Origin of the sequence: Nocardia rhamnosiphila NBRC 108938, assembly GCF_000720425.1 — a bacterium.
In the GTDB taxonomy this organism is placed as follows: Bacteria; Actinomycetota; Actinomycetes; order Mycobacteriales; family Mycobacteriaceae; genus Nocardia; species Nocardia rhamnosiphila.
Genome location: NZ_JOAJ01000017.1, coordinates 1 through 21,239, shown reverse-complemented (window position 1 = coordinate 21,239; position 21,239 = coordinate 1). Strand labels below are relative to the sequence as shown.

Sequence of the window (21,239 nt, the reverse complement as noted above, 5' to 3'; positions counted from 1 at the left end):
TCCGACCGATCTTCCGATGCCGAAGATGCGGCCGAGCCGGGAAGTACCACTCGACTTCCCGCGCGAGTGGCTCGAGTTCGTCGACCCCGCCGACGAGGAACATCTGATCGCGGCCGATCTCACCTGGCTTACCTCTCATTGGACCTGCGTGTTCGGGACACCCGCCTGCCAGGGCATCCTGTCCGATATGCCGGATGCGGGGTGCTGCACACACGGCGCGTTCCTGTCCGACTCCGACGATCGCAAACGGCTGCGCCGGGCGGTGAAGATGCTGACCGCCGAGGACTGGCAGCTGATGGACCAGGCGCGCGACGAGCACGGCAAGATCAGCCGCAAGACCTATCTGGAAACCGACGAGCTCGACGGTGAGCCCGCCGAGCGCACCCGCCGGGTCGACGGGGCGTGCATATTCCAGAACCGGCCGGATTTCGCCGGCGGCCCGGGGTGCGCCCTGCATGTCATGGCCGCGCGCCGGGGCCTGGAACCACATACCGTGAAACCGGATGTGTGCTGGCAGCTACCCATCCGCCGAACCCAGGAATGGGTGGACCGACCCGACGGTGTGCAGATCCTGCGGACCGTCATCACCGAGTACGACCGGCGCGGCTGGGGCCCGGGCGGGGTGGATCTGGACTGGTACTGCTCCGGATCGCCCGATGCCCATATCGGGGAACGGCCGGTCTGGCAGACCTACCGCGCCGAACTGATCGAATTGATCGGCGAGCCCGCCTACCGAGAACTCGAACGACAGTTGCAGAGCCGTCCGGGGTCCGGGGTCGGCGCGGAGCATCCCGCGACCACCCGGGCGCGACGCAAGGCTCTGGCCAAGGAGGCCGAGGAGAACGGCCGGGCGGCCCGACCCACCCGGATACTTGGACTCGACCTGCGATAACGGGAGCACAGCATGGGTGCGGAGCCCCTGGACGCGATGGCCGGCCGGTACGACGGCGCTGCCGATCATCGACCTCACCTGCGCGGCGGGGGCCGGCAGCGCGGGCGCCCGGCCCACGGCCGACCCGCGGCAGTTCACCGGTGGGACGACCGCGTTCGTCCCACTCGGTGACCCGAACGCGCTCCTGAACCGCCCGGTCAGGCCTCGAGTTTGTATCCCAGCCCGCGCACGGTGACCAGGTGTTCGGGCCGGGCCGGATCGGCCTCGATCTTCGACCGCAGCCGTTTCACGTGCACATCGAGGGTTTTGGTGTCGCCGACGTAGTCCGCGCCCCACACCCGGTCGATGAGCTGGCCGCGCGTCAGTACCCGGCCCGAATTGCGGAGCAGATATTCGAGCAGATCGAATTCTTTCAGCGGCAGGGTCACCGGTTTGCCGTTCACCAGCACGGTGTGCCGGTCCACGTCCATCCGTACCGGACCCGCCTCCAAAACACCGTTCTCGCTGTTGGAGTCCAGTTCGTCACCGGCGCCGCGGCGCAGTACGGCCCGGATACGGGCGATCAGTTCCCGCGCCGAGTAGGGCTTGGTGACGTAGTCGTCGGCGCCGAGTTCGAGCCCCACCACCTTGTCGATCTCGCTGTCACGCGCGGTCACCATGATGACCGGCACCCCGCTGCGGGTGCGCAGCTGTTTGCAGACGTCGGTGCCGCTCATCCCGGGCAGCATCAGGTCGAGCAGGACGATATCGGCGCCGGAGCGATCGAATTCGGCGAGCGCCGAGGGACCGTCTCCCACGACCGTGACCTCGAAACCTTCCTTACGGAGCAGGAAGGCGAGTGGATCGGCCAGCGACTCCTCGTCCTCGACGATCAACACACTGGTCATCTGCGTGCCTCCACACCGTTCGTTCGGCCCGGGCCCGAGGGGCGCGGGCTGGTTTCTCTTTTGGTCAGCACGGGCGGACCGGCGGCGGCGGTGCCGTCGGCCTCCTGATGCGCGGGTATGCGCAGCGTGAATGTCGAGCCGGTGCCGAGCTTGCTCCACAGGGTGATCTCACCGTTGTGGTTGGCGGCCACGTGTTTCACGATAGCCAGGCCGAGTCCGGTACCGCCGGTGGCGCGGGAGCGCGCCTTGTCGGAACGGAAGAAGCGTTCGAAAACCCGCTCCTGATCGTCCTTGGCGATACCGATGCCGCGGTCGGTCACCGCCATCGCCACGTAGGCGCCGCGGACCGACCGGCTCACCGATACATGGGAGCCGCGCGGCGAGTAGGCGATGGCGTTCTCGACCAGATTCGAGAGCGCGGTGATGAGCAGCGTTTCGTCGCCGAGCACCTCGAGCCCGCTGGGCCGGTCGGTGCTGACCGTGATCCCGGCGGCCTCGGCCGCGGTCCGGGACCGGTCCACCGCCTGGTTGACCACCGTGTCGACGTCGACGACCTCGAGTTCGGGGAGTTTCTCGGCCCCCTGGAGCCGCGACAACGCGATCAGTTCGGTGACCATCTTCCCGAGGCGGCTGGATTCGGCCAGCACGCGCTGACCGAAATGCCGGACCGCCTCGGGATCGTCCGCGGTCTCCAGCAGGGCCTCGGCCAGCAGGCTCATCGCCCCCACGGGGGTTTTGAGCTCATGGCTCACATTGGCGACGAAATCGCGGCGGGTCGCCTCCATCCGGGCCTGCTCGGAATCGTCGTCGGCGAAGAGCACCGTGAAGTTGGTCTCCTCCGGGGACAGTGGCCGCGCGAGGCCGCGGACCGCGATCCGGCCCCGGCCGGGTGTCGGTTTATCGGCCGTGAGGTCGAACTCCGCCGTTTCGCCGGTCGCCAGGACCTTCTCCACCGCCGCCCACGCCCGCTCGTCGAGCAGCCGGTTGCGGACCAGGCCGAGTTCTTCGGCACGCGGATTGACCAGTACGACATCGCGGTACTCGTCCACCACGGCGATACCGCTTTCCGAGGCCAGCACGATCAGGTCGAGAACCTGCGACATCGTGAGACCGGAGTCGGCTTGCCGGCGCTGCGCCTGCCGAGCGTTCATATAGGGGATGACGAGTCCACCGACGGCCAGTCCGACAACAGCCGCCAGGACTGCCAGCAGTACGGCCTGGGGAACGCTCACATCAAGAATCGTACGGTCGACGACGCGTAAACAAACCCGGGGTCGGTGAAGTTTCGTGCAGGTCACGGGCGATTACTTCGGCGTTCGCCGGGCGTTTACGCGTTGTTCGGCGACGAAGGGGTTTCGATCTCCCCGGGCGTGTTTCCGGCCCGGAAACACCGACGAACCCCATTGCGTCTGGGACACAACGGGGTTCGTGTCGGGTGCCGCGGCCGGCGGCCGTTCACCAGCCGGGGCTACCACGCACCGGCAGGTTCACGAAGCTCGGCCGGTTCGGGTCGAGCTGCACATACTGCGGCTTCAGCCCGGTATCGAGGAGCATCGGCAGTGGCGGTACCCCTTTGGGCGCGTTGCCGGCGTAGACGTCCACCCGTAGCCGATGCCCGGGTTCCAGCTTCGCCTCGATCGCCGGCACCGCGATATCGAGCGTGGTCACCTCCCCCGGCACCGTGAGCCGCCGGTTCTCGAGCGTCACGTACGGCCGGGGGTCGGTGTAATCACCGTTGGCCGACCGGCTGCTCAGGGAATCGTCGATCTCCCGCAGCGAAGCCATCAGCTGACCCGAGGACAGCACCCGGGACTGCCCGTCGGGCGCCACATCGTTGACCGTCACCGACCAGTAGCCGTCGGCCGCGTCCTGCACCGTCTGCAGGTGCACGGCGATCGGCCCGGAGATCTCGACCGCTTCGGTCACCGGCGTACTGGTGAAGGTCAATCCGTTCGACTCCTGGATCCGGGAGTCCGCACCACAGGCGTTGATCACCGCGACCACCCCCGCGGTCGCCTGGCCACCGTCGTTGGAGCACAGTCCGGTGAGTCCCGGCGCGACGGTCAACCGGGCGGAACTGTCGGCTACCGCCCCCAGCGAACCGTCGTGCACGCTGTGTCCGCCGGTGCCGCTGGGCGCCGCCGAAAGATACATCCGCCGGTATTCGGCCGCCTGATCCGCCGGTGCGCCGGCGCCGAAGCCGTCCCGGGTCACCCAGCCGCCGCCCTGCTGCCGCAGAGTGACCGGACCGTACCGGTCGATACCGTTGTCGATGCCCTTCAGCCATTTGTCGAACCAGGCACGCTGCAGGACGTCCAGGCGCGGCGGCAACCCGGGTTTGCCCGATTCGCTTCCCGAGTTGATGTGATAGGTGTCGCCCATGAGCAGCTGCTTCCGGCCCGGGGGCACCGGCATCGCGTTGTAGATCTGGGACTCGGAATAGGTGAACAGGTCGTGCCAGCCCCCGGTCACGAAGGTGGGTACGTCGATCTGCGCCGGATCGCCCAGCCAGGCCTGCCGGTCGGGACTGTCGCCCCGGATCATCTCCTGCAGGCGCGGATCGAGATCCTCCACCCGCGGCGTGGTGTAGGCGTTGAGGAACACATCCAAGTAGGTGAACGGTGAGGACAGCCGGTCGTTCAGCCACCGCTGGTCGAAGGTGCCGTTCACCATCGACGCGACATCCGGTACCCATTTGGTCGCGTTGATCAGCGACATCCACAGCGGAATGAAGGCGAATCCGAAGCCGCCGCCGGGCATGAGCACATCCTGCGCGAGGTCGCTGCCGGGCACGACGGGGAACAGGGCCTTCAGCGCGTCCGGGTGTTTCTCGGCGGCCTGCAACTGGTTGATCCCGGAGTACGACATGCCGGTCATACCGACCTGTCCGTCCGACCACTGCTGTCGCGCGGCCCAGTCGATGACCTCCACCGTGTCGGCCTGTTCGCGCTGCCGCAACATATCCCAGACGCCCTGGGAGAACCCGGTCCCGCGGACGTCCACCACCACCTGGACGTAGCCGCTCTTCACCAGCTGGCGGTCCACGGCGAAATTGCGCATGGCCCCACCGCCGAGCGCCTTGGTCAGATCGGTCAGCCCGGACAGCGGGGTGCCGGTCATATCGATATCGCGGGCCAGCTGCGCCAGCGCATCGGACAGCCCGGGTACCGAGCCCATATGGTCGACCAGATTGGATACCAGTTTCGTATAGGGCGTCATATTGACGAGTACGGGCATCCGGGTGTCGATCGGCCGGGCGGCCGCGTCGGCGGGGCGGTACACATTCGCCTTCAGGACTGTGCCGTCGCTCATGGTGATCGGCACATCCCAGGTGATGTCGATACCGGGATACTGCTGCGGTCCGTCGTGGGTGGCGGCCCACTGTGCCCCCGCCGCTCCCCCGTCGGGACCGGAGACCACCGGCGCGGCACCGGCACTGCCGCCGAGCAGCGGTGCCAGCAGCACCGTGGCGGCCAGCGCCACAGTGGCTCGTATCACAAACTTCATCGGTCGTGATCCATTTCTCGGACTGATCGGACGTTCGAGAGCTTACACAGTGTTACCGGCGGGTAATGGGAATCGATCGGCCCGGCAACAGGCCTGTCCCGGTATTTCGCGCCGGGGTCGTGGTACGGCACAAAGACAATCGGTGTTTTCGGGTTCCGGTCACAGAATTCGGCGAACCCCGGTTGGCGCCGCAACCCGTACGAAAAAGCGCCGCAACCCGTTTCGGGTCGCGGCGCTCGGCAACGAACTACCTACCGCCCTGGCTCGCGACGGCGGCAGCGCCGGCGGCGGCGGCTTCCGGATCCAGGTATTCCCGGGGCCGCACCGGACGCAGATCGTCATCCAATTCGTAGCGCAGCGGAATACCGGTGGGAATGTTCAGTCCGGCGATATCCTCGTCGGAGATTCCATCGAGATGTTTGACCAGGGCACGCAGCGAATTACCGTGTGCCGCGACCAGCACGGTCTTTCCACCGCGGAGTTCTCGGGAAATGGTCGACTCCCAGTACGGGACCATCCGGTTCACCACATCGAGCAGGCATTCGGTGCGCGGTACCTCGATATCCGCATAGCGCGGATCGCCCGCCTGGCTGTACTCGTCGTCGAGTTCGATCGGCGGCGGCGGCGTGTCGTAGCTGCGCCGCCACAGCATGAACTGGTCCTCGCCGTACTCGTCGCGGATCTGGGCCTTGTTCTTCCCCTGGAGCGCGCCGTAGTGACGTTCGTTGAGGCGCCAGTCCCGCACCACCGGAATCCAGTGCCGGTCGGCGGCGTCCAGGGCGATGTTCGCGGTCGAGATCGCGCGGCGCAGCAGCGAGGTGTAGACGATATCGGGCAGAATGCCGTGCTCGGCCAGCAGTTCACCGGCCCGTTTACCCTCGGCGACACCCTTGTCGGTGAGATGCACGTCCACCCAGCCGGTGAACAGGTTCAGGGCGTTCCATTCGCTCTCGCCGTGGCGCAGCAAAACGAGGGTGTTCGTCATGCGGGCCATCCTGCCATGGCCCGGTACCGGCCGTGCGTACCCCTCGGGCCCGCCGGCGGCTCGTCAACTGCTAGGCGGACCCGGACAAACCGGCCGCGAGTACGGCGGCGCCGTGCAGCGTCGCACCCTCCGCGAGGCGGGAAGCTTCCACCCGGAGCCCCCGGATGAAATCCAGACCCGCGTGCCGCGCGGCCGCGGCGCGCAGCGGCGCCCACAGGAGTTCCCCCGAGTCCGCGAAACCGCCACCGATGACGACCGTGTCCACATCGAGCAGCGCGGCCGCGGAGCCGATCGCCGTCCCCAGCGCGGTGCCGGCCCGCGCCAGCGCGGCCCGCGCGATCGCGTCGCCGGCCCGGGCGTCACGCGCGAGTTCCGCGCCGGTCTCGCCGCTCCAGCCCTGTTCCCGCGCCCACCGCGCCGACGATATTCCGCTCGCCACGGCTTCCAGGCACCCGGAACCGCCGCATGCGCACGGCACATCCCACCCGGGCACCACGAGATGACCTATATGCCCGGCATTGCCGGTACGCCCGACCGAGACCCGGCCGTCGACCAGGATGCCGCCGCCGATCCCCGACGATACGGTCATCGCCAGCCCGTTCCGCAGTCCGCGCAGCACACCCGAATGTTGTTCGGCCAGAGCCAGACACGCGCCGTCGAGGGCGAAACGCACGGTGGCGCCGGGAAACAGCTCGGCCACCGCCGCGACGATCGCGAACCCGTCGCGCCACTCGGGAATATTGAGTGCGCGCGTAATACCGGCCGGAACATCCACCGGGCCCGCCGAGCCGATCCCGACCGCCGTGACCGCGGCACCGGCCGCGACCGCGCGGAGCAGTCCGGCGCACGCCTGCCACACCCCCTCGGCCGGCACCGGCACTCGCCGCACCGACCCGACGCGGCCCGCACGGTCCACCAGGCCGGCGGCGAATTTCGTCGCCCCGATATCCAGTGCCAGAACCGCCACCGTGCCTCCCGAAGATCCGATCCGCAGAAGCTGATTGTCACTCATCCGCGACCGGGTTCGACGGCACCGCGGCCCGGGTGCGTGCGCGGTCGGCGATCAGGATGCCCAGGGACCGATACCGCTCACCTTGTCGATCCGGATCCGGGTGAGGAAGCCGGGCGGGGCGTCGGGTGGCGGGAAGGCCGCGCCGGGACTCGCCAGCGTTTTCGCGAGTTCGGTCAACAGCTCCGGGGCTCCGCCCTCGACAATGCGCGCCGTCCCGGTGACCGCCAGGAACGGCCGCATGACCTCTCCTTTCTCCGCGGCCAGGATGGTGACCGCCACCCGGGGATCACGGCGCACATTGCGGACCTTGCGGTGTTCGCTCAGGTGCGCGGCCACCAGTTCGTCACCGTCCGGACCTTCTCGCAGCGCCACCCACACCACGCTGACCTGCGGACTTCCATCCGGATTCAGGGTGACCAACGTCGCATCGGCGCCGGCGCCGATAAACGCACGAGCGGAATCGTCGAGTCTCATGTGTTCTTCTACCGCGCACCCGGCCGGTTCATTCCCGGCTCAGGGCGCGACCAGCGGCTCCGCCGAATAGGCGCGATGCAGCAACTCCGCGAAATCGGGTGCCGGAGGCAGATCCGTGGTCCCGATCCGGTGGACGGATACGGCGGGCGTCCACGAATTCATGACCACCGCTCCCGCCAGACCGGCTACCTCACCGGGGGTGACCGGTACGGTCCGCTGTGGCACACCGAGCCGGTCGAGTTGCCTGCGCACGATACCCATGGTGGTGCCGAGTAGCATCTCCGCTTCGGGCCAGACCACCGAATCACCGTCCCAGAACGCCAGATTCCAGATGGTCGCCTCACTGAACCGGCCCGCGCGATCGACGAACGCCGCGTCGTCGAACCCCTGCTGGACCGCTTGCCGCAGGTAGTAGGTCTTGGCCACTTCGCCGACATGCTTCACCCGGGCGACCGGGCGCTCGTACTCCACCGTTGCCAACGCCAGTGGTCCGGTTGGGCCGGACGCGGGTGGTCCGGTGCGCACCAATACCGACAGCGCGTCGTCGACCGCCACGAACTCGCCCGGCCGGGAGAAAACGGTGGCGGTGAGCGAGACATCGGCCGGACCCGCGTCCAACGCGGCGCGGAGATATCCACGGACCCGGTCGTCCGGTAACGCCCGCCCGAAGAACTCTTCGGAGGCCGCGCGCAGCCGGTCCAGGTGCAGGTCCAGACCTCGGATCCGATGATCACGCACCTGCGCGGCGGTGAAATGGGCGAAACCGGCGAAGGCCAGCGGCGCCAACTCCGCCGCAGCCGCGTCGCGGCCGTCGACCTGGGCGGTGTGCACGGTCATCGGGCCTCCAGAACATGATCGATTCCCATGACTCCACCGTCCACATTCACACCGTGTGAGGGTCAAATTCCGGAATCATCGGTGCCCGGCGGTGGTTGCCCCACAGGACCGACAAGGAGAACCCATGCGTATCGGTGAACTCGCGGCGGCGACCGGCACCAGCCAGCGGCTGCTGCGCTACTACGAGGAGCGCGGACTGCTGCGGCCCGAACGCGACGCGAACGGATATCGCAGTTACCCCGACACAGCGGTAGGAGATGTCGCCCGCATCCGCCGCCTGCTCGCCGCCGGGTTGCCGATCCGCGTGATCACCGAGGTTCTCGACTGCGCCTACGACGGCACCGACTACATCGAGCCCTGTGGAGCCGATCCTGCGCACCGAACTGTCCGCACTCGACGGCAAGCTCGACGACCTCCGGCACCGCCGGACCGAACTGCTCGGCCTCATCGACCGCGTCGCCCCGCGCTGAGCACGGAATCAGTGGGAATCGGCGGAATCCACCAGGTGCTCGAAGGCGCGTAGGTTCTTCAGCGATTCGCCGCGGGAGACCCGCCACTTCCATTCCTTGCGAATGGATTCGGCGAAACCGAGTTCGAGCAGCGTATTGAAGTCCCCGTCCACCGCCTCGAGGATCTGCCCGAAGATACGATCCAGTTCCTCGGCGGTGACCGCGTGTGTGGCCGCCCGGCCCACCAGGTAGATATCGCCCAGTTTGTCGATGGTGTACGCGACCCCGTAGAGCCGCCGGTTGCGCCGCAGCAGGTACTTGTAGACGCCTTCGAAATTCTCGTCCGGTTTCCGGCACACGAACGATTCGAAACGCACCCCGTGCGCTCCGACGGTCAGCATCACATTGGTCTTCAGCTTCCGCTCACCCGGCAGTACGGCGACGAAGACATCGTCACCGGGGTGGGTGTATTCGATCTCGCGGTCCCGCAGTGTTTCCTCGATGACCCGCGCGGTGGCCGATGTCTCGTTCATCTGCGCACTCCCGTCCGGCGCCGCCACAGCGCCCGCGATCTGGCCTGGCTCTCGCCGAGGATAGTGGGCGTGGGTCCCTGGCCGGTCAGCGCGGCGGTATAGCTGTCCAGCAGCTTCTCGGCCGTATTCGCCCAGGAGAAAGCCGCCGCGTGCGATACGGCCTGCGTACCGAGCGTCCGCAGCCGCCGCGGGTCGTCGAGCAGGTACTCCAGCGCACCGGCCCAATCGGGGGTGCGGTGGCCCGCCACCAGCAACCCACTGTGCTCGTGCCGGACCGCGGTGCCCAGCCCGCCGACCGCGGCCGCCAGCACCGGGGTCCCGCTCGCCTGCGCCTCCAGCGCGACGAGCCCGAAGGATTCGTTGTAACTCGGCACCGCGACCAGGTCGGCGGCCCGATACACCTGTACCAGCCGGTCGGGCGGCTGCGGCGGCAGGAAGGTGACATGGTCGGCGATCCCGAGTTCGGCGGCCAGTTCGATCAGTGCGTCGGGGCGCTCCAGACCGGTCCCCGAGGGGCCTCCGACGATCAGGGCGCGCAGCGGCCGCGCCGGGCGCCGCCGCAGGGCCTCGGCAACCGCCCGCACCAGCACGTCGGGTGCCTTCAACGGTTGGATCCGGCCCACGAACGCGACGATCTCCTCGTGCCCGGCCAGGCCGAGCTCGGCGCGGGCCGCCGCCCGATCGCCCGGACGGTAACGCGTCAGATCCGCGCCCGGCGGCACGATATCGATCCGGTCGGGCAGCGCCCCGTACAGCTCCACCAGGTCCAGCGCTTCCCGCCCGGTGTTGGCGGTGAGCCGGTCGGCCTCGGCGATGACCTGCTTCTCCCCGATCTCCCGGGTGGCCGGTTCCGGGGAATCACCCTCGGCGAGAGCCGCGTTCTTCACCGCCGCGAGCGTATGCGCGGTGTGTACGAGCGGCACCCGCCACCGGTCCCGGGCGAGCCAGCCCACCTGCCCGGACAGCCAGTAGTGCGAGTGCACCAGGTCGTAGTAGCCGGGTAGATGCCGTGCTTCCTGCCGCAGCACCTCGGCGGTGAAGGGGCACAGCTGGGTCGGCAGATCGTGTTTGTCCAGACCCTCGAAGGGCCCGGCGACCACATTGCGCACCAAGACCCCCGGCGCGGCTTCCTGCACCGGTGGCAGCTCGGAGGAGGTGGCCCGGGTGAAGATCTCGACCTCGGTCCCCCGCCGGGCCAGTTGCAGAGCGGTTTGGAGGACGTAGACGTTCATCCCGCCCGCATCGCCCGTACCGGGCTGTGCCAGTGGTGAGGTGTGCACCGTCAGTACGGCGATACGGTTCGGCCGTCGGTCCGGGCGTTGACTCACGATGTCCATACTGCACGGTGCAACGCGGCAGCCCGGCCCGTCCTTCCCCGGTCGTGAAAGTGATCACACCTGGCGGAATCGGCACTCTCCGCGAGCCTCGGCGTGCCGTCGCCGAAACCGGAACCCGAGCCGGACAGACCGGCAAAAGCGCTCGTCACGGACAATCAGGACTTCTCGGCGCAGTCCGCGGCGAACTTCCGGACCTCGGTCGAGAAGCGCTCCGGATCCTCGATGAACAGCCCGTGCTGAGCGCCCTCCCAGATGGAGGCCCGGCCCAGCGGCGCCGTTTCGGCGATATAGCGGCCGTCGGCCACCGGCACCACCGGATCCGCCGAACCGTGCAGCACCAGCACGGGAACGTCGAGGCCGCGCAGGGTCTCCGTATTGTCCACCGACCGGTAGAACAGGGCCTTGCGCACGAACGGCGGTGTCGCCAGGCTCGCGCCGAACAGCCGCTGCGCGTCCGGCCCCTTGTCTCCGCCCGGCCCGGTATTGGCGTTCCCGAACGCGGAGAAACCGCGCACCGCCCGGCCCGGGCTCTCGTCGAACACCCCGGGGATCGCCTGCTGCATCGACTCCCCGACCTCCGCGCCCGGCACCCCGCGGCCGATATTGGCCATCGCCCCGGTATAGACGACCCCCGCGACCGCGCCGGTGCCGTATTCGGCGAGATAATCGCTGATCACGATCCCGCCGTAGGACCACCCCAGCAGCAGCGCCCCGGATTCGATCGACTCGGCGGCCAGCACCGCGGCGATATCGGCGGCCCAGTTCTTCGAATCGTCGTAACCGGAGGCCGGAGCCTCCGAATACCCGTGCCCCCGCAGATCGACGGCCACCACCCGGAAATCGGCGGCGAGATCGTCGAACACCCGCCCCCAGCAGCGCAGATCCGCCGACCAGCCGTGCACCAGCACCAGCGGCTGTGCCTGCGCGGGCCCGCCCGTCCGATAGACGATGCCGGTCCCGTCCGCACTGTGCGCTTCCCGTATAGCCATGAGCGCATCATAGGATCGGGGTCATGAGCACTCGCACCGCTGTTGTCACCGGGGCCAGCTCGGGTATCGGCGAAGCCACCGCCCGGGAACTCGCGAAACAGGGGTACCACGTGTATGTGGGTGCCCGCCGGGTCGACCGGCTGCGGGAGCTGGCCGACGAGATCGGCGGTACCGCGTTGGAGCTCGATGTCACCTCCGACGAATCGGTCCGCGCCTTCACCGACGCGATCGAGACCGCGAACGTCCTGGTCAACAATGCCGGCGGCGCCAAGGGCCTGGCCACGGTCGCCGAGGCCGACCTGGACGACTGGCGCTGGATGTGGGAAACCAACGTCCTCGGCACCCTGCGGATGACCAAGGCGCTGCTGCCGAAACTGATCGCCTCCGGCGACGGCCTCATCGTCACCATCACCTCGGTCGCCGCCTTCCACGCCTACGACAACGGTTCCGGCTACACCTCGGCCAAACACGCCCAAGCCGTCCTGCACCGGACGCTGCGCGGCGAACTCCTCGGGCAACCGGTCCGGCTCACCGAGATCGCCCCCGGCGCGGTGGAGACCGAATTCTCCCTGGTCCGCTTCGACGGTGACACCGACCGCGCGGCCGCGGTCTACCAGGGTATAGACCCGCTGGTCGCCCAGGACATCGCCGAGATCGTCGCCTTCGCCGCGAGCCGCCCCCCGCACGTCAACCTGGACCAGATCATCGTCAAACCCCGCGACCAGGCCGACCCGGGCCGCTTCGCCCGCCGCGGCTGAGCGACTACTCCCGCTTTCCGACAGGAAGCCGGGTCGACCCGTCCGCCGAGAAACCGCTGCGCATCTCCCATCCGCGCGACGCCGACATGACGGCACACGTCATGCGGTCCGCCACCCGCGTGCGACGGTCAGGCGAAGAGATCGCCTGTGGACTCGGCAACCAACGCACGATCGAGCCAGCGCTCCAAGACCTCGACATCTGCACAGGCCCGGATACGCTGGTGCGCCTCGTCGTCGACTTCCAGGCCGCGCCGCTCCAATACACGCAGGATGCTCCCCGAGATTCCCTCGGTTCTTCCCTCGGTGCGTCCTTCGGCACGAAGCCTCTCAGCGGTAGGGGAACGGAAGAAGGACAGGTCCACGGTCATCAGTTGTCTCCAGATGTCTGCGGCCGGGGTATCGCCGAGGCCGAGTTCGGTCAGTTCGCCGAAAATCGCGAGATCGTCGGCGTCCTCTCCGCGTAGAGCGGTGGCCAGCGCCTTCAGTATGGCATTGATACGCGGATCGGCGGCGTGCGTCATCGCCGACAACGCGGTCAGCGGAATATCGGCCGCGGCCTCGGCGGGGTCGGTGATCACCGGAACGTTGCCCGGTCCGAGGACGAGGGGTTTCACGGTCACCGTGGGCCATCGGGGAGCACCGTTCGGAACCGGGTTTCGCGCCCACGTCGCGACGGCTTCGTCACGACCCACCACCAGTAAATAGACCGGCAATTGGTAGATGACGCGCAGGTAGGTGGCGTAATAGGCCCAGGAGTCGGCCTTCCCTGGATCCTTACTGGTCTGAGCTTCCACGATCAGCAGGAATGGGCCTTCTTCGGTGGTGACGCGCAGTAGTGTGTCGACTCGCCGTTCGACAGGGCGGATCTCCGTGAGATCGGTCGGAAGCAACTCGACCCGTTCGGGTGTGGCGAAGGGCAATTTCAATTCGTGGAATGCCTTGCCGCGCGGTGTGTCGCTGTTTCTCCAATTCACAGCAAGACGTCGCCGCTTGACGGGCTTCCGCCCGCATTCACCGACGGGCACGAGCGTGCCGGGAGGGCACCGGACCCACCGATGTGGAGAGGTATCCGACGCCGCTACAGCTCCACCCCCACCGTGACCGGCTCCGGTACCAGCACGACCCCGAACCGCTGGGCCACTCCGTCGCGGACCGTCCGGGCGAGGGCGACGATATCGGCGGCCGTGGCGTCACCGCGGTTGGTCAATGCGAGGGTGTGTTTGGTGGACAGGCGCGCGGGCGCGTCCGGTCCCGGGAAGCCCTTGGCGAAGCCGGCGCGTTCGATCAGCCAGCCCGCGGAGAGCTTCACCCCGCCGATCCCCGGATAGGTGGGCACCGGCACATCGCCGAGCCGGTCGCGGATGGCGGCCAGGACCCGGTCCACCTCGGCGTCGGGCACGACCGGGTTGGTGAAGAATGATCCGGCGCTCCAGGTGTCGTGGTCGGCGGGATCGAGAACCATTCCTTTGCCCGCTCGCAGCCCGAGCACGGTGTCGCGGACGGCCGCGGCGGGCCGGGTCTCCCCTTCCGCGGCGCCCAGTCGCTGCGCGAGTTCCTTGTAGCGCAGGGGCGCGCTCGTACCATCGGGGTGCAGCGTGAACTCCACCTCCAGCACCACCGCCGCATCGCTGTGTTTCAATCGGCTGGTCCGGTATCCGAACGCGAGAGCGTCCGGGGTCACCCAATCGATGTCCCCGGTGGCCCGGTCCAGTAACCGCACCCGGCGTAGCAGCCGGTCGACCTCGACGCCGTAGGCGCCCACATTCTGCACGGGAGTGGCCCCGGCCGATCCCGGAATCCCGGACAGGCACTCCAGCCCGCCGAACCCGGCCCGTACGCTCGCGGCGACCACACCGTCCCAGTTCGCGCCCGCCTCCGCCGTGACGCCGGCGGCCCCGAATTCGACTCCTTGGGTGGCGATACGGACCACCACCGACGCCACATCGTCGTCGGAGACCAGCAGGTTCGAACCGCCGGCGACCAGCAGCACCGGCACCTCGGCGGCGTCCAGTGCGCGTACGGTCGCCACCAGCGACTCGGTGGTGGCGCAGTCGGCGACCGTGGCCGGGCCGCCGACGCGCAGCGTGGTCAGCTCCGCCAGTGGTACCGCGGACCGCACGAGCGCGCCCGTTCCGGCCAGCATCTGCCGCAGTTCGTCCGCAGGGACAGCCCGAGAAGTTCGCACGACCAGACGGTAGCGTGTTCGGTCATGGCTACAGCGCTGGCGTATACGGCTCGCTATTCACATCCGGTCGCGGCAGTGCGCGAGGCATTCTGCACCGAGCAGTACTGGAAGGACCGGATCGCCGCGGTGGGCGGGCCCGATGCCCAGTTCGTCTCGCTGTCGGCCGAGGGCGAGCAGGTGCGGGTCGAGGTCGTCCAGTCCATCCCCGCCGACCTCCTGCCGCCCGCCATCACCGCGGTACGCCCCGGCGACCTGATCATCCCCCGCACCGAAGTGTGGACCGGTACCACCGGGAGTTTCGAAGCGCGGGTCGAAGGCGCTCCGGCCGAGGTCCGCGGTTCTATCACCGTCACCGACGAGCCCACCGGCGCGGTCGCCGAGATCTCCGGCACGATCGAAGTCAAGGTTCCACTGTTCGGCCGCAAGATCGAGGAGGCCATCGGGGAACGGCTCACCCAGCTGCTCGCCGAGGAGACCGAGTTCACCAACACCTGGATCGCCGGACAGCCGTAGCGGCCCGTAGTCCGGTTCGGCCGTTCCACGCGAGCGTGGGCAACCCGGCCTCCCACGGAACCGGAGAATCCGGACGGTAACCTACCGCGCATGGCTCGCCGACTGGACTACTCCGCCCGCTACCCGCTGCACACCACCAAAGAGCTGTACGCGGCGCTGACCAACCGGGACTACTGGGAGGCCCGGATGGTCGAGATGCGGAAGTACTCGCCGAACGAGGTCATCGGTCTCGAGGTGAACGAGGACGGTATCGAGGTGGTGCTGCACCACATCCTGCCGCGCGAGACGCTGCCGGAGATCGCGCAGTCGGTGATGCGCAAGGATATGGTCATCACCCGCAAGGAGAGCTTCGGACCGTTCGGGCCGGAGGTCGAGGGCAAGTATTCGGCGTCCATCCCGGCCGGGCCCGGCAGCCTCACCGGCACCACCCGCCTGTTCCCCACCGACACCGGATGCACCATGCGGATGTCCTCGGAGGCGAAGGTGTTCATTCCGATGGTCGGTCCGCGGCTCGAACAGCTCATGCTGGTGAACCTGGTGGATCTGTTCCGCGCCGAGGCCGAAGTGACCCAGAAGTGGCTGGACGAGCAAAAACCGGCCGGCTGAGTGTTCCGCTCGGCACCGTCACCCGGGGTACCACCGGGACCAATCGGCTTCGCCGCAGTGACCGTCAGCTGATCGGCGATCCGCGGATCGCCGAGGTGCTGCGGGGTGCCGCCGATCCGCTGGTGGTGGATCTCGGTTACGGGGCGCAGCCGTGGACGACGCTGGAACTGGCCGCGCGGTTGCGTACGGTGCGTCCCGATGTGCGGGTGGTCGGACTGGAGATCGATCCCGCCCGGGTCGTCCCCGCCCGCGACGGTGTCGTTTTCGCCCGGGGCGGGTTCGAACTGGCCGGACTGCGGCCGGTCCTGGTCCGTGCCTTCAATGTGCTGCGCCAGTATCCGGAGTCCGCGGTCGCGCAGGCGTGGGAGACCATATCGGCCGGTCTGGCTCCGGGCGGTCTTCTGGTCGAGGGCACCTGTGACGAACTCGGCCGCCGGTGTGCCTGGGTGGTGCTGGACCGTTCGGGCCCGCGCACCCTGACCCTCGCATGGGATCCGTTCACCGTCGAACGTCCCTCCGATCTCGCGGAACGTCTCCCCAAAGCGCTGATCCACCGCAATGTGCCCGGTGAGCGGGTGCACACCCTGCTCGGCGCGGCCGACCGGGCGTGGGCGCACACGGCGCCACTGGCCGTCTTCGGACCGCGGGTGCGCTGGCGCGCGGCGGCGGACCTGTTGCGGGCGCAGGGTTTCCCGGTGCACGATTTCCGCCGTCGGCTGCGCGACAATGTGCTGAGTGTCCCGTGGCCGGTGGTCGCTCCCGCCGGACAGGCGGAATATAGTTTGTGATCCATATCACAAATTCGAACCCTGGACCCCCGCTGACGTCGCAACCTTCACCATCAGCCCATAACCGGTCCACAGAGCCGGCACAGAATCATCGTGAAGAATCTCAACCATGTCCACCAAGTCCCTGCCTGCACCGAAGGTCGGCCGCCGGACCGTCGTGATCGCCGTACTCACCGTGATCGTGCTCGTGGTGGCGGCGCTGATCGGCGGCGAGGCCTATGCGCGACACCGAATCGCGAGCTGTATCAGTTCGCAGTTCGAGAAAGAGATGGGATCGCAGATCGATGTCGGCTTCGGCGCCAAACCCCTACTCGTCACCTGGCTCGACGGAAAGGTCTCGCGGATGGATGTCGACAGTAAGGGCGACGAATTCGGCCCCGCCGTCGATATGCAGGTCCATGCGCAATTCCACGATATCGAGATGGCCAAGGGGAGCAACAGCGGCAGCTCGGTCGGGAGTTCGAACGCCGACGTCACCTGGAGCAACTCCGGGATCTCCCAGACGCTGCAGGGCCTGGTCAGCGATGTGCAGTCCGACCCCGACACCGGGCAACTCACCATGAAGGTGCTCGGCGGATTCGGTGCCATGCAGCTCACCCCGCGGATCCAGGACGGCAAAGTCGATATCGACGTGGCCCAAGCGCAGTTCCTCGGTATCGGCGTACCCGACGACCTGGCCCAGGGCGTGGTGGACCTGATGACCGAGAGCCTGCAGACCTACCCGATGGGCCTGCAGCCGACCGACCTGCGGGTCACCGCCGACGGTATCCAGGTGGACCTGCAGGGTGGCCCGACCGAACTGCCCGCCGCCGAGGGCAATGCGAGCTGCTGAGCGCCGCGGACCGTCAGGCGGGGAACCCGTCGAGCACGGCCCGGGATCGGGAGAGTCCCAGCCGGGTGGCGCCCGCGGCGATCAGCTCGGCGGCCGCTTCGGCGGTGCGGATACCCCCGCTCGCCTTGATGCCCAGCCGCCCACCGACGGCCTCGGCCATCAACCGCACCGCCCGGGTATCGGCGCCGCCGGCGGGATGGAATCCGGTGGAGGTCTTCACGAAATCGGCGCCGGCCCGTTCGGCCGTCCGGCACACCTCGACAATCGCCTCGTCGGACAGCGCGGCGGATTCGATGATCACCTTCAGCACCGCGCGCTCCGAGATCGCCTCGCGCACCACGATGATATCGGCGAGCACCGCGTCGAAATCGCCCGCGATCGCCGCGCCGATATCGATGACCATATCGACCTCGCCCGCCCCCTGATCCACCGCGAGCCGGGCCTCCGCTCCTTTCACCAGCGAATGATGTTTCCCGGAGGGAAAACCCGCGACGGTAGCCACTACCAGGCCCGGAGCCTGCACAGGCAGTACGGACGGCGAAACGCACACGGCGTACACGCCGAGTTCCCGGGCCTCGGCCACCGCGGCGGTAACATCCGCGCTCGTCGCCTCCGGGGCGAGCAGCGTGTGGTCGATCATTGCGGCCACCTCGGACCTGGTCAGCGACTGGGAATCGGCCATGGGACGAAAGTCTGGCACATCACGGTCGAATTCCGTTGCGCGCCTCGGGCTCCTCGCGCACACTCGTATCGCCTTCCGACGAGAGGACGATGTTGCTGATTCGCCGCGAACGAGCCGTCGACGCCGACGCTGTCGCAGCCGTGCACCGTAGCGCCTTCGCCCCGCACTATGCGGCGGATGGTCCCGCGGCCGGCACCGCCCTGGTCGAGGCGCCGCCGGAGGTCGCGCTACTCGCTCGGCTGCGCACCGATCCGGGGTGGATCCCCACCCTGTCCATGGTCGCTGTCGAGCGCGAGACCGTGGTCGGGCATGTCTGCGTCACCCGGGCCACCGTGGGGCCGTTTCCCGTCCTCGCGCTGGGCCTCCTCGGAGTCCTTCCCGACCTGCAGAGCCGCGGCGTGGGCTCGGCGCTGATGCACGCCGCGCTCGGCGCCGCGGACGCTCTGGACGAACCGCTCGTCGGCCTGCTCGGTAGCCTCGACTACTACCCCCGGTTCGGCTTCCAACCGGCCGAGCGGCTGGGCCTGGCCCCCGACCGGGCCGAATGGGCGAGCCACTTCCAGATCCGGCCGTTGAGCGCCTACGACTCCCAGATAGTCGGCGAATTCCATTACGCCGAAGCCTTCTACGAGTTGTAACCACGGCCGCCCCCCGGTCGGCCGGCCGCAACCGCGGAGTCGCGCTGTTCTGCCGAGGAACCCCCTGTCAGGATGACCTCATGGTTTCCGCAGCTGCCACCCGCGACGGCCGGCAATACGTACTCACCCTGGGCTGTCCCGACCGCCCCGGCATCATCGCCGCCATCACCTCGTTCATCGCCGAATTCGGGGGCTCCATCGTGGAGGCCGGCTACCACTCCGACCCGGAGACCGGCTGGTTCTTCACCAGACAGTCCATCAAGGCCTCGACCGTGCCGTTCGGAGTGGAAGAGCTGCGCAGCCGATTCGGACGGGTTGCCGCCGACCTCGGCCCGGAGACCGAATGGCAGGTCCACGATTCGGGTGTGCGCCGCCGCGCGGTGCTGCTGGTGAGTAAGGAGGGGCACTGCCTGCACGACCTGCTCGGCCGCGCGACCTCGGGGGAGCTTCCGGCCACCATCGAGGCCGTGATCGGCAACCACCTCGATCTCGCGGCGATCACCGAGGCGCACGGCATCCCGTTCCATCATGTGCCGTTCCCGAAGGATCCGGCCGAACGCGGACCGGCCTTCGAGCGGGTCCGCGAACTGGTGGACTCGCATTCGCCCGACGCGGTCGTGCTGGCCCGGTTCATGCAGGTACTACCCGAGCGCCTGTGCGAACACTGGGCGGGCCGGGCCATCAATATCCATCACAGTTTTCTGCCCTCATTCGTCGGCGCCCGCCCGTACCACCAGGCATTCGTCCGCGGCGTCAAACTCATCGGCGCGACCTGCCACTACGTGACCGCCGAACTGGACGCGGGACCGATCATCGAACAGGACGTCATTCGCGTCGACCATGCCGACAGCGTGACCGATATGGTTCGCGAGGGCCGCGATATCGAACGGGTCGTGCTGGCCCGCGGCCTGCGCTGGCATCTGGAGAGCCGGGTGCTGGTCCACGGACGCCGCACCGTCGTGTTCTCCTGAGGCGGCTCAGCCGGTGGCTTCGGCCGGTTCGCGCACCGAGGTCAGGACCTGATCGAGGATCGCGTTGAACCGGCCGATCTCCTCCAGATTGCCCAGGTGTCCGGTGGGTAGCAGGACGAACTGCACGAGACTGCCGGTCTCCCGGAGCCAGGCGGCGATCTGCTCGGCGTGCACCGCCGGGGTCATATCGTCCGCCGTGCCCGCCACCACCGTGGTCGGCACCGTCAGATGGCGCGCCGCGTCCCCGAGGTCCATCTCCGCGAGCAGCAACCCGAACTCGGAGCGGATCCGGGACCGGCACGAGCGCACGATATTCATCCCGAACTCGATCGCTTCCCGGTCCGCGGCCAGGCTCATGATCTGCCGGGCGAAGATCCACCGCACCGCGGCCACCGGCGGGAAGACGAGGCGGGCACCGAGCCCGTTGCGCCCGAGCCAGGCCGGCAGCGGGACCACCCGGTTCAGCAGCGGCAGCGGCCGGTTGAAGAACGGCACCACCGTGGTCTCGGCCACGAGTGAATGCGGCCCGGTATTGGCCAGCAGGACCGCCGCGGCCTGGTCGACCACCCGCTGCGGATACTTCCCGGCCCAGGCCTGCACGGTCATCGCGCCGAGGCTGTGCCCGACCAGCACCGCCTGCTGACCCGGCCGCAGCACCGCATCGAGTACCGCGCAGAGATCGTCGGCGAGCAGATGACAGTCCAGCTGGTCCGGTTCGCCGAAATCGCTCTCGCCGTGCCCGCGCAGATCGAAGGCGATCACCTTGTACCGCCCGGCGAAGGCGTTGATCTGCGGGTTCCAGTATTCGAGACAGCAGGTCCAGCCGTGGATCAGCACCACCGGCTGGGCGTCGTCCGGCCCGTACGCGTGCACGCGGAGACGGGCGCCGTCCTCGGCACGCACATCGATGACGCGGTGCTCGGCGCTCGGCGGATTCAACGCGGGATTGCGGTATCCGCCGCGGGTGCGCAGGCCCGCACGGTGCACCTCGAACAGCCCCTCGACCTGTTGGGCGAGGGCGGTGAGGGCCTTCGGCATCGTCGCACGCATCAAGACACACTCCTTTGTGTTACCGATTGACACAGTAACGCGTGGAGTCGGCACACGCCAGCATGCACACCCCGGTTCGAGAGAATCTCACCGCGCCGACCGGCCCGATACGCATATTCTCGGGACAGGTCACAGGCACCGACCGAACAACCGGGCCGGGGACCGGTGCTGACACCGAAGCGAAGGTGGAGATGTGGGCCTGCTCGCGAAAGGGGGGATGTGGGCTTACTCGCGAAGGTGCTGTGTTTTTTGGCGGCGCCTGCGGCGCCGCGGGGTTGAGGCCCCCTTGGTCTCGCCGTTTCGGCCTCGAGACT

The 21,239-nt window shown here is 68.3% G+C and carries 23 protein-coding genes; 9 read left to right on the top strand and 14 right to left on the bottom strand.

What is annotated here, in order from left to right; all coding sequences use genetic code 11:
* The first annotated feature begins 25 nt into the window (after positions 1-25).
* Complete coding sequence (locus tag IG75_RS0134630; protein ID WP_245713463.1) at positions 26-892, top strand: DUF3109 family protein; 867 nt, start codon at positions 26-28, stop codon at positions 890-892.
* A 197-nt stretch (positions 893-1,089) separates the two neighbouring features.
* Here IG75_RS0134630 and IG75_RS0134625 read toward each other — a convergent pair whose 3' ends face one another.
* The 7 genes from IG75_RS0134625 to IG75_RS0134595 form a co-directional block, all read right to left on the bottom strand.
* Positions 1,090-1,779, bottom strand: coding sequence for a response regulator transcription factor (locus tag IG75_RS0134625; RefSeq protein WP_030525577.1), 690 nt, complete (start codon positions 1,777-1,779; stop codon positions 1,090-1,092).
* Positions 1,776-3,011, bottom strand: a complete 1,236-nt coding sequence (locus IG75_RS0134620) for a sensor histidine kinase (RefSeq protein ID WP_030525576.1) — start codon at positions 3,009-3,011, stop codon at positions 1,776-1,778. Before IG75_RS0134620 ends, IG75_RS0134625 begins: the two co-directional genes overlap by 4 nt.
* Positions 3,012-3,234: 223 nt before the next feature.
* A complete protein-coding gene (locus tag IG75_RS0134615; protein ID WP_030525575.1) occupies positions 3,235-5,286 on the bottom strand; it encodes a CocE/NonD family hydrolase in 2,052 nt (683 codons plus the stop codon).
* Between the two features lie 247 nt (positions 5,287-5,533).
* A complete protein-coding gene (locus IG75_RS0134610) occupies positions 5,534-6,271 on the bottom strand; it encodes a phosphoglyceromutase (RefSeq protein WP_030525574.1) in 738 nt (245 codons plus the stop codon).
* 70 nt (positions 6,272-6,341) lie between these two features.
* A complete protein-coding gene (locus tag IG75_RS0134605; RefSeq protein ID WP_030525573.1) occupies positions 6,342-7,238 on the bottom strand; it encodes an ROK family protein in 897 nt (298 codons plus the stop codon).
* A gap of 96 nt (positions 7,239-7,334) precedes the next feature.
* Positions 7,335-7,757, bottom strand: coding sequence for a TIGR03618 family F420-dependent PPOX class oxidoreductase (locus IG75_RS0134600; protein ID WP_030525572.1), 423 nt, complete (start codon positions 7,755-7,757; stop codon positions 7,335-7,337).
* Positions 7,758-7,796: 39 nt separating this feature from the next.
* Positions 7,797-8,594 (bottom strand): aminotransferase class IV family protein, encoded by a 798-nt coding sequence (locus IG75_RS0134595; RefSeq protein WP_030525571.1) that lies wholly within the window; start codon positions 8,592-8,594, stop codon positions 7,797-7,799.
* Positions 8,595-8,718: 124 nt separating this feature from the next.
* On the opposite strand from IG75_RS0134595, the gene IG75_RS38725 reads away from it, so the two are divergent.
* On the top strand, positions 8,719-9,117 hold the full coding sequence (locus IG75_RS38725) for a MerR family transcriptional regulator (RefSeq protein ID WP_168165655.1): 399 nt from the start codon (positions 8,719-8,721) through the stop codon (positions 9,115-9,117).
* Here IG75_RS38725 and IG75_RS0134585 read toward each other — a convergent pair.
* From IG75_RS0134585 to IG75_RS0134575, 3 genes are all read right to left on the bottom strand, one after another.
* Entirely contained in the window at positions 9,073-9,576 is a 504-nt protein-coding gene (locus IG75_RS0134585) for a type III secretion system chaperone family protein (protein WP_030525570.1), read from the bottom strand. The genes IG75_RS38725 and IG75_RS0134585 overlap by 45 nt on opposite strands.
* Entirely contained in the window at positions 9,573-10,913 is a 1,341-nt protein-coding gene (gene mshA, locus IG75_RS0134580; protein WP_030525569.1) for a D-inositol-3-phosphate glycosyltransferase, read from the bottom strand. The genes IG75_RS0134585 and mshA overlap by 4 nt, the downstream gene beginning before the upstream one ends.
* 155 nt (positions 10,914-11,068) lie before the next feature.
* Positions 11,069-11,902 carry an alpha/beta fold hydrolase gene (locus IG75_RS0134575; protein ID WP_030525568.1) on the bottom strand — a complete coding sequence of 278 codons (834 nt, stop codon included), beginning with the start codon at positions 11,900-11,902 and terminating at the stop codon, positions 11,069-11,071.
* 23 nt (positions 11,903-11,925) lie between these two features.
* On the opposite strand from IG75_RS0134575, the gene IG75_RS0134570 reads away from it, so the two are divergent.
* Positions 11,926-12,660, top strand: coding sequence for an SDR family NAD(P)-dependent oxidoreductase (locus IG75_RS0134570; RefSeq protein ID WP_030525567.1), 735 nt, complete (start codon positions 11,926-11,928; stop codon positions 12,658-12,660).
* Between the two features lie 128 nt (positions 12,661-12,788).
* Here the strand turns inward: IG75_RS0134570 and IG75_RS0134565 are convergent, their stop codons facing one another.
* Positions 12,789-13,685, bottom strand: a complete 897-nt coding sequence (locus tag IG75_RS0134565; RefSeq protein WP_245713461.1) for an RpnC/YadD family protein — start codon at positions 13,683-13,685, stop codon at positions 12,789-12,791.
* A gap of 53 nt (positions 13,686-13,738) precedes the next feature.
* Positions 13,739-14,803 carry a UDP-N-acetylmuramate dehydrogenase gene (locus tag IG75_RS0134560; protein ID WP_030525565.1) on the bottom strand — a complete coding sequence of 355 codons (1,065 nt, stop codon included), beginning with the start codon at positions 14,801-14,803 and terminating at the stop codon, positions 13,739-13,741.
* A 66-nt stretch (positions 14,804-14,869) separates the two neighbouring features.
* Between IG75_RS0134560 and IG75_RS0134555 the strand changes: the two genes are divergently transcribed.
* The 4 genes from IG75_RS0134555 (at position 14,870) to IG75_RS0134540 (ending at position 17,584) form a co-directional block, all read left to right on the top strand.
* The gene (locus IG75_RS0134555) at positions 14,870-15,358 is read left to right on the top strand and encodes a DUF2505 domain-containing protein (RefSeq protein ID WP_030525564.1); all 489 of its coding nucleotides are present in this window, start codon (positions 14,870-14,872) and stop codon (positions 15,356-15,358) included.
* Between the two features lie 90 nt (positions 15,359-15,448).
* Positions 15,449-15,964, top strand: coding sequence for a DUF2505 domain-containing protein (locus tag IG75_RS0134550; protein ID WP_030525563.1), 516 nt, complete (start codon positions 15,449-15,451; stop codon positions 15,962-15,964).
* A complete protein-coding gene (locus tag IG75_RS0134545) occupies positions 15,934-16,752 on the top strand; it encodes a hypothetical protein (RefSeq protein WP_036515978.1) in 819 nt (272 codons plus the stop codon). Before IG75_RS0134550 ends, IG75_RS0134545 begins: the two co-directional genes overlap by 31 nt.
* 109 nt (positions 16,753-16,861) lie before the next feature.
* Positions 16,862-17,584 carry an LmeA family phospholipid-binding protein gene (locus IG75_RS0134540; RefSeq protein WP_030525561.1) on the top strand — a complete coding sequence of 241 codons (723 nt, stop codon included), beginning with the start codon at positions 16,862-16,864 and terminating at the stop codon, positions 17,582-17,584.
* 13 nt (positions 17,585-17,597) lie between these two features.
* On the opposite strand, the gene deoC is transcribed toward IG75_RS0134540, so the two are convergent.
* Positions 17,598-18,266 (bottom strand): deoxyribose-phosphate aldolase, encoded by a 669-nt coding sequence (deoC, locus tag IG75_RS0134535; RefSeq protein WP_030525560.1) that lies wholly within the window; start codon positions 18,264-18,266, stop codon positions 17,598-17,600.
* A 92-nt stretch (positions 18,267-18,358) separates the two neighbouring features.
* Between deoC and IG75_RS0134530 the strand changes: the two genes are divergently transcribed.
* Together IG75_RS0134530 and purU are read left to right on the top strand one after the other, a co-directional pair.
* Positions 18,359-18,904 carry a GNAT family N-acetyltransferase gene (locus IG75_RS0134530; protein ID WP_030525559.1) on the top strand — a complete coding sequence of 182 codons (546 nt, stop codon included), beginning with the start codon at positions 18,359-18,361 and terminating at the stop codon, positions 18,902-18,904.
* 80 nt (positions 18,905-18,984) lie between these two features.
* Positions 18,985-19,875, top strand: coding sequence for a formyltetrahydrofolate deformylase (gene purU, locus IG75_RS0134525; RefSeq protein WP_030525558.1), 891 nt, complete (start codon positions 18,985-18,987; stop codon positions 19,873-19,875).
* Between the two features lie 6 nt (positions 19,876-19,881).
* Here the strand turns inward: purU and IG75_RS0134520 are convergent, their stop codons facing one another.
* Positions 19,882-20,925 carry an alpha/beta fold hydrolase gene (locus IG75_RS0134520; protein WP_030525557.1) on the bottom strand — a complete coding sequence of 348 codons (1,044 nt, stop codon included), beginning with the start codon at positions 20,923-20,925 and terminating at the stop codon, positions 19,882-19,884.
* Positions 20,926-21,239 lie beyond the last annotated feature (314 nt).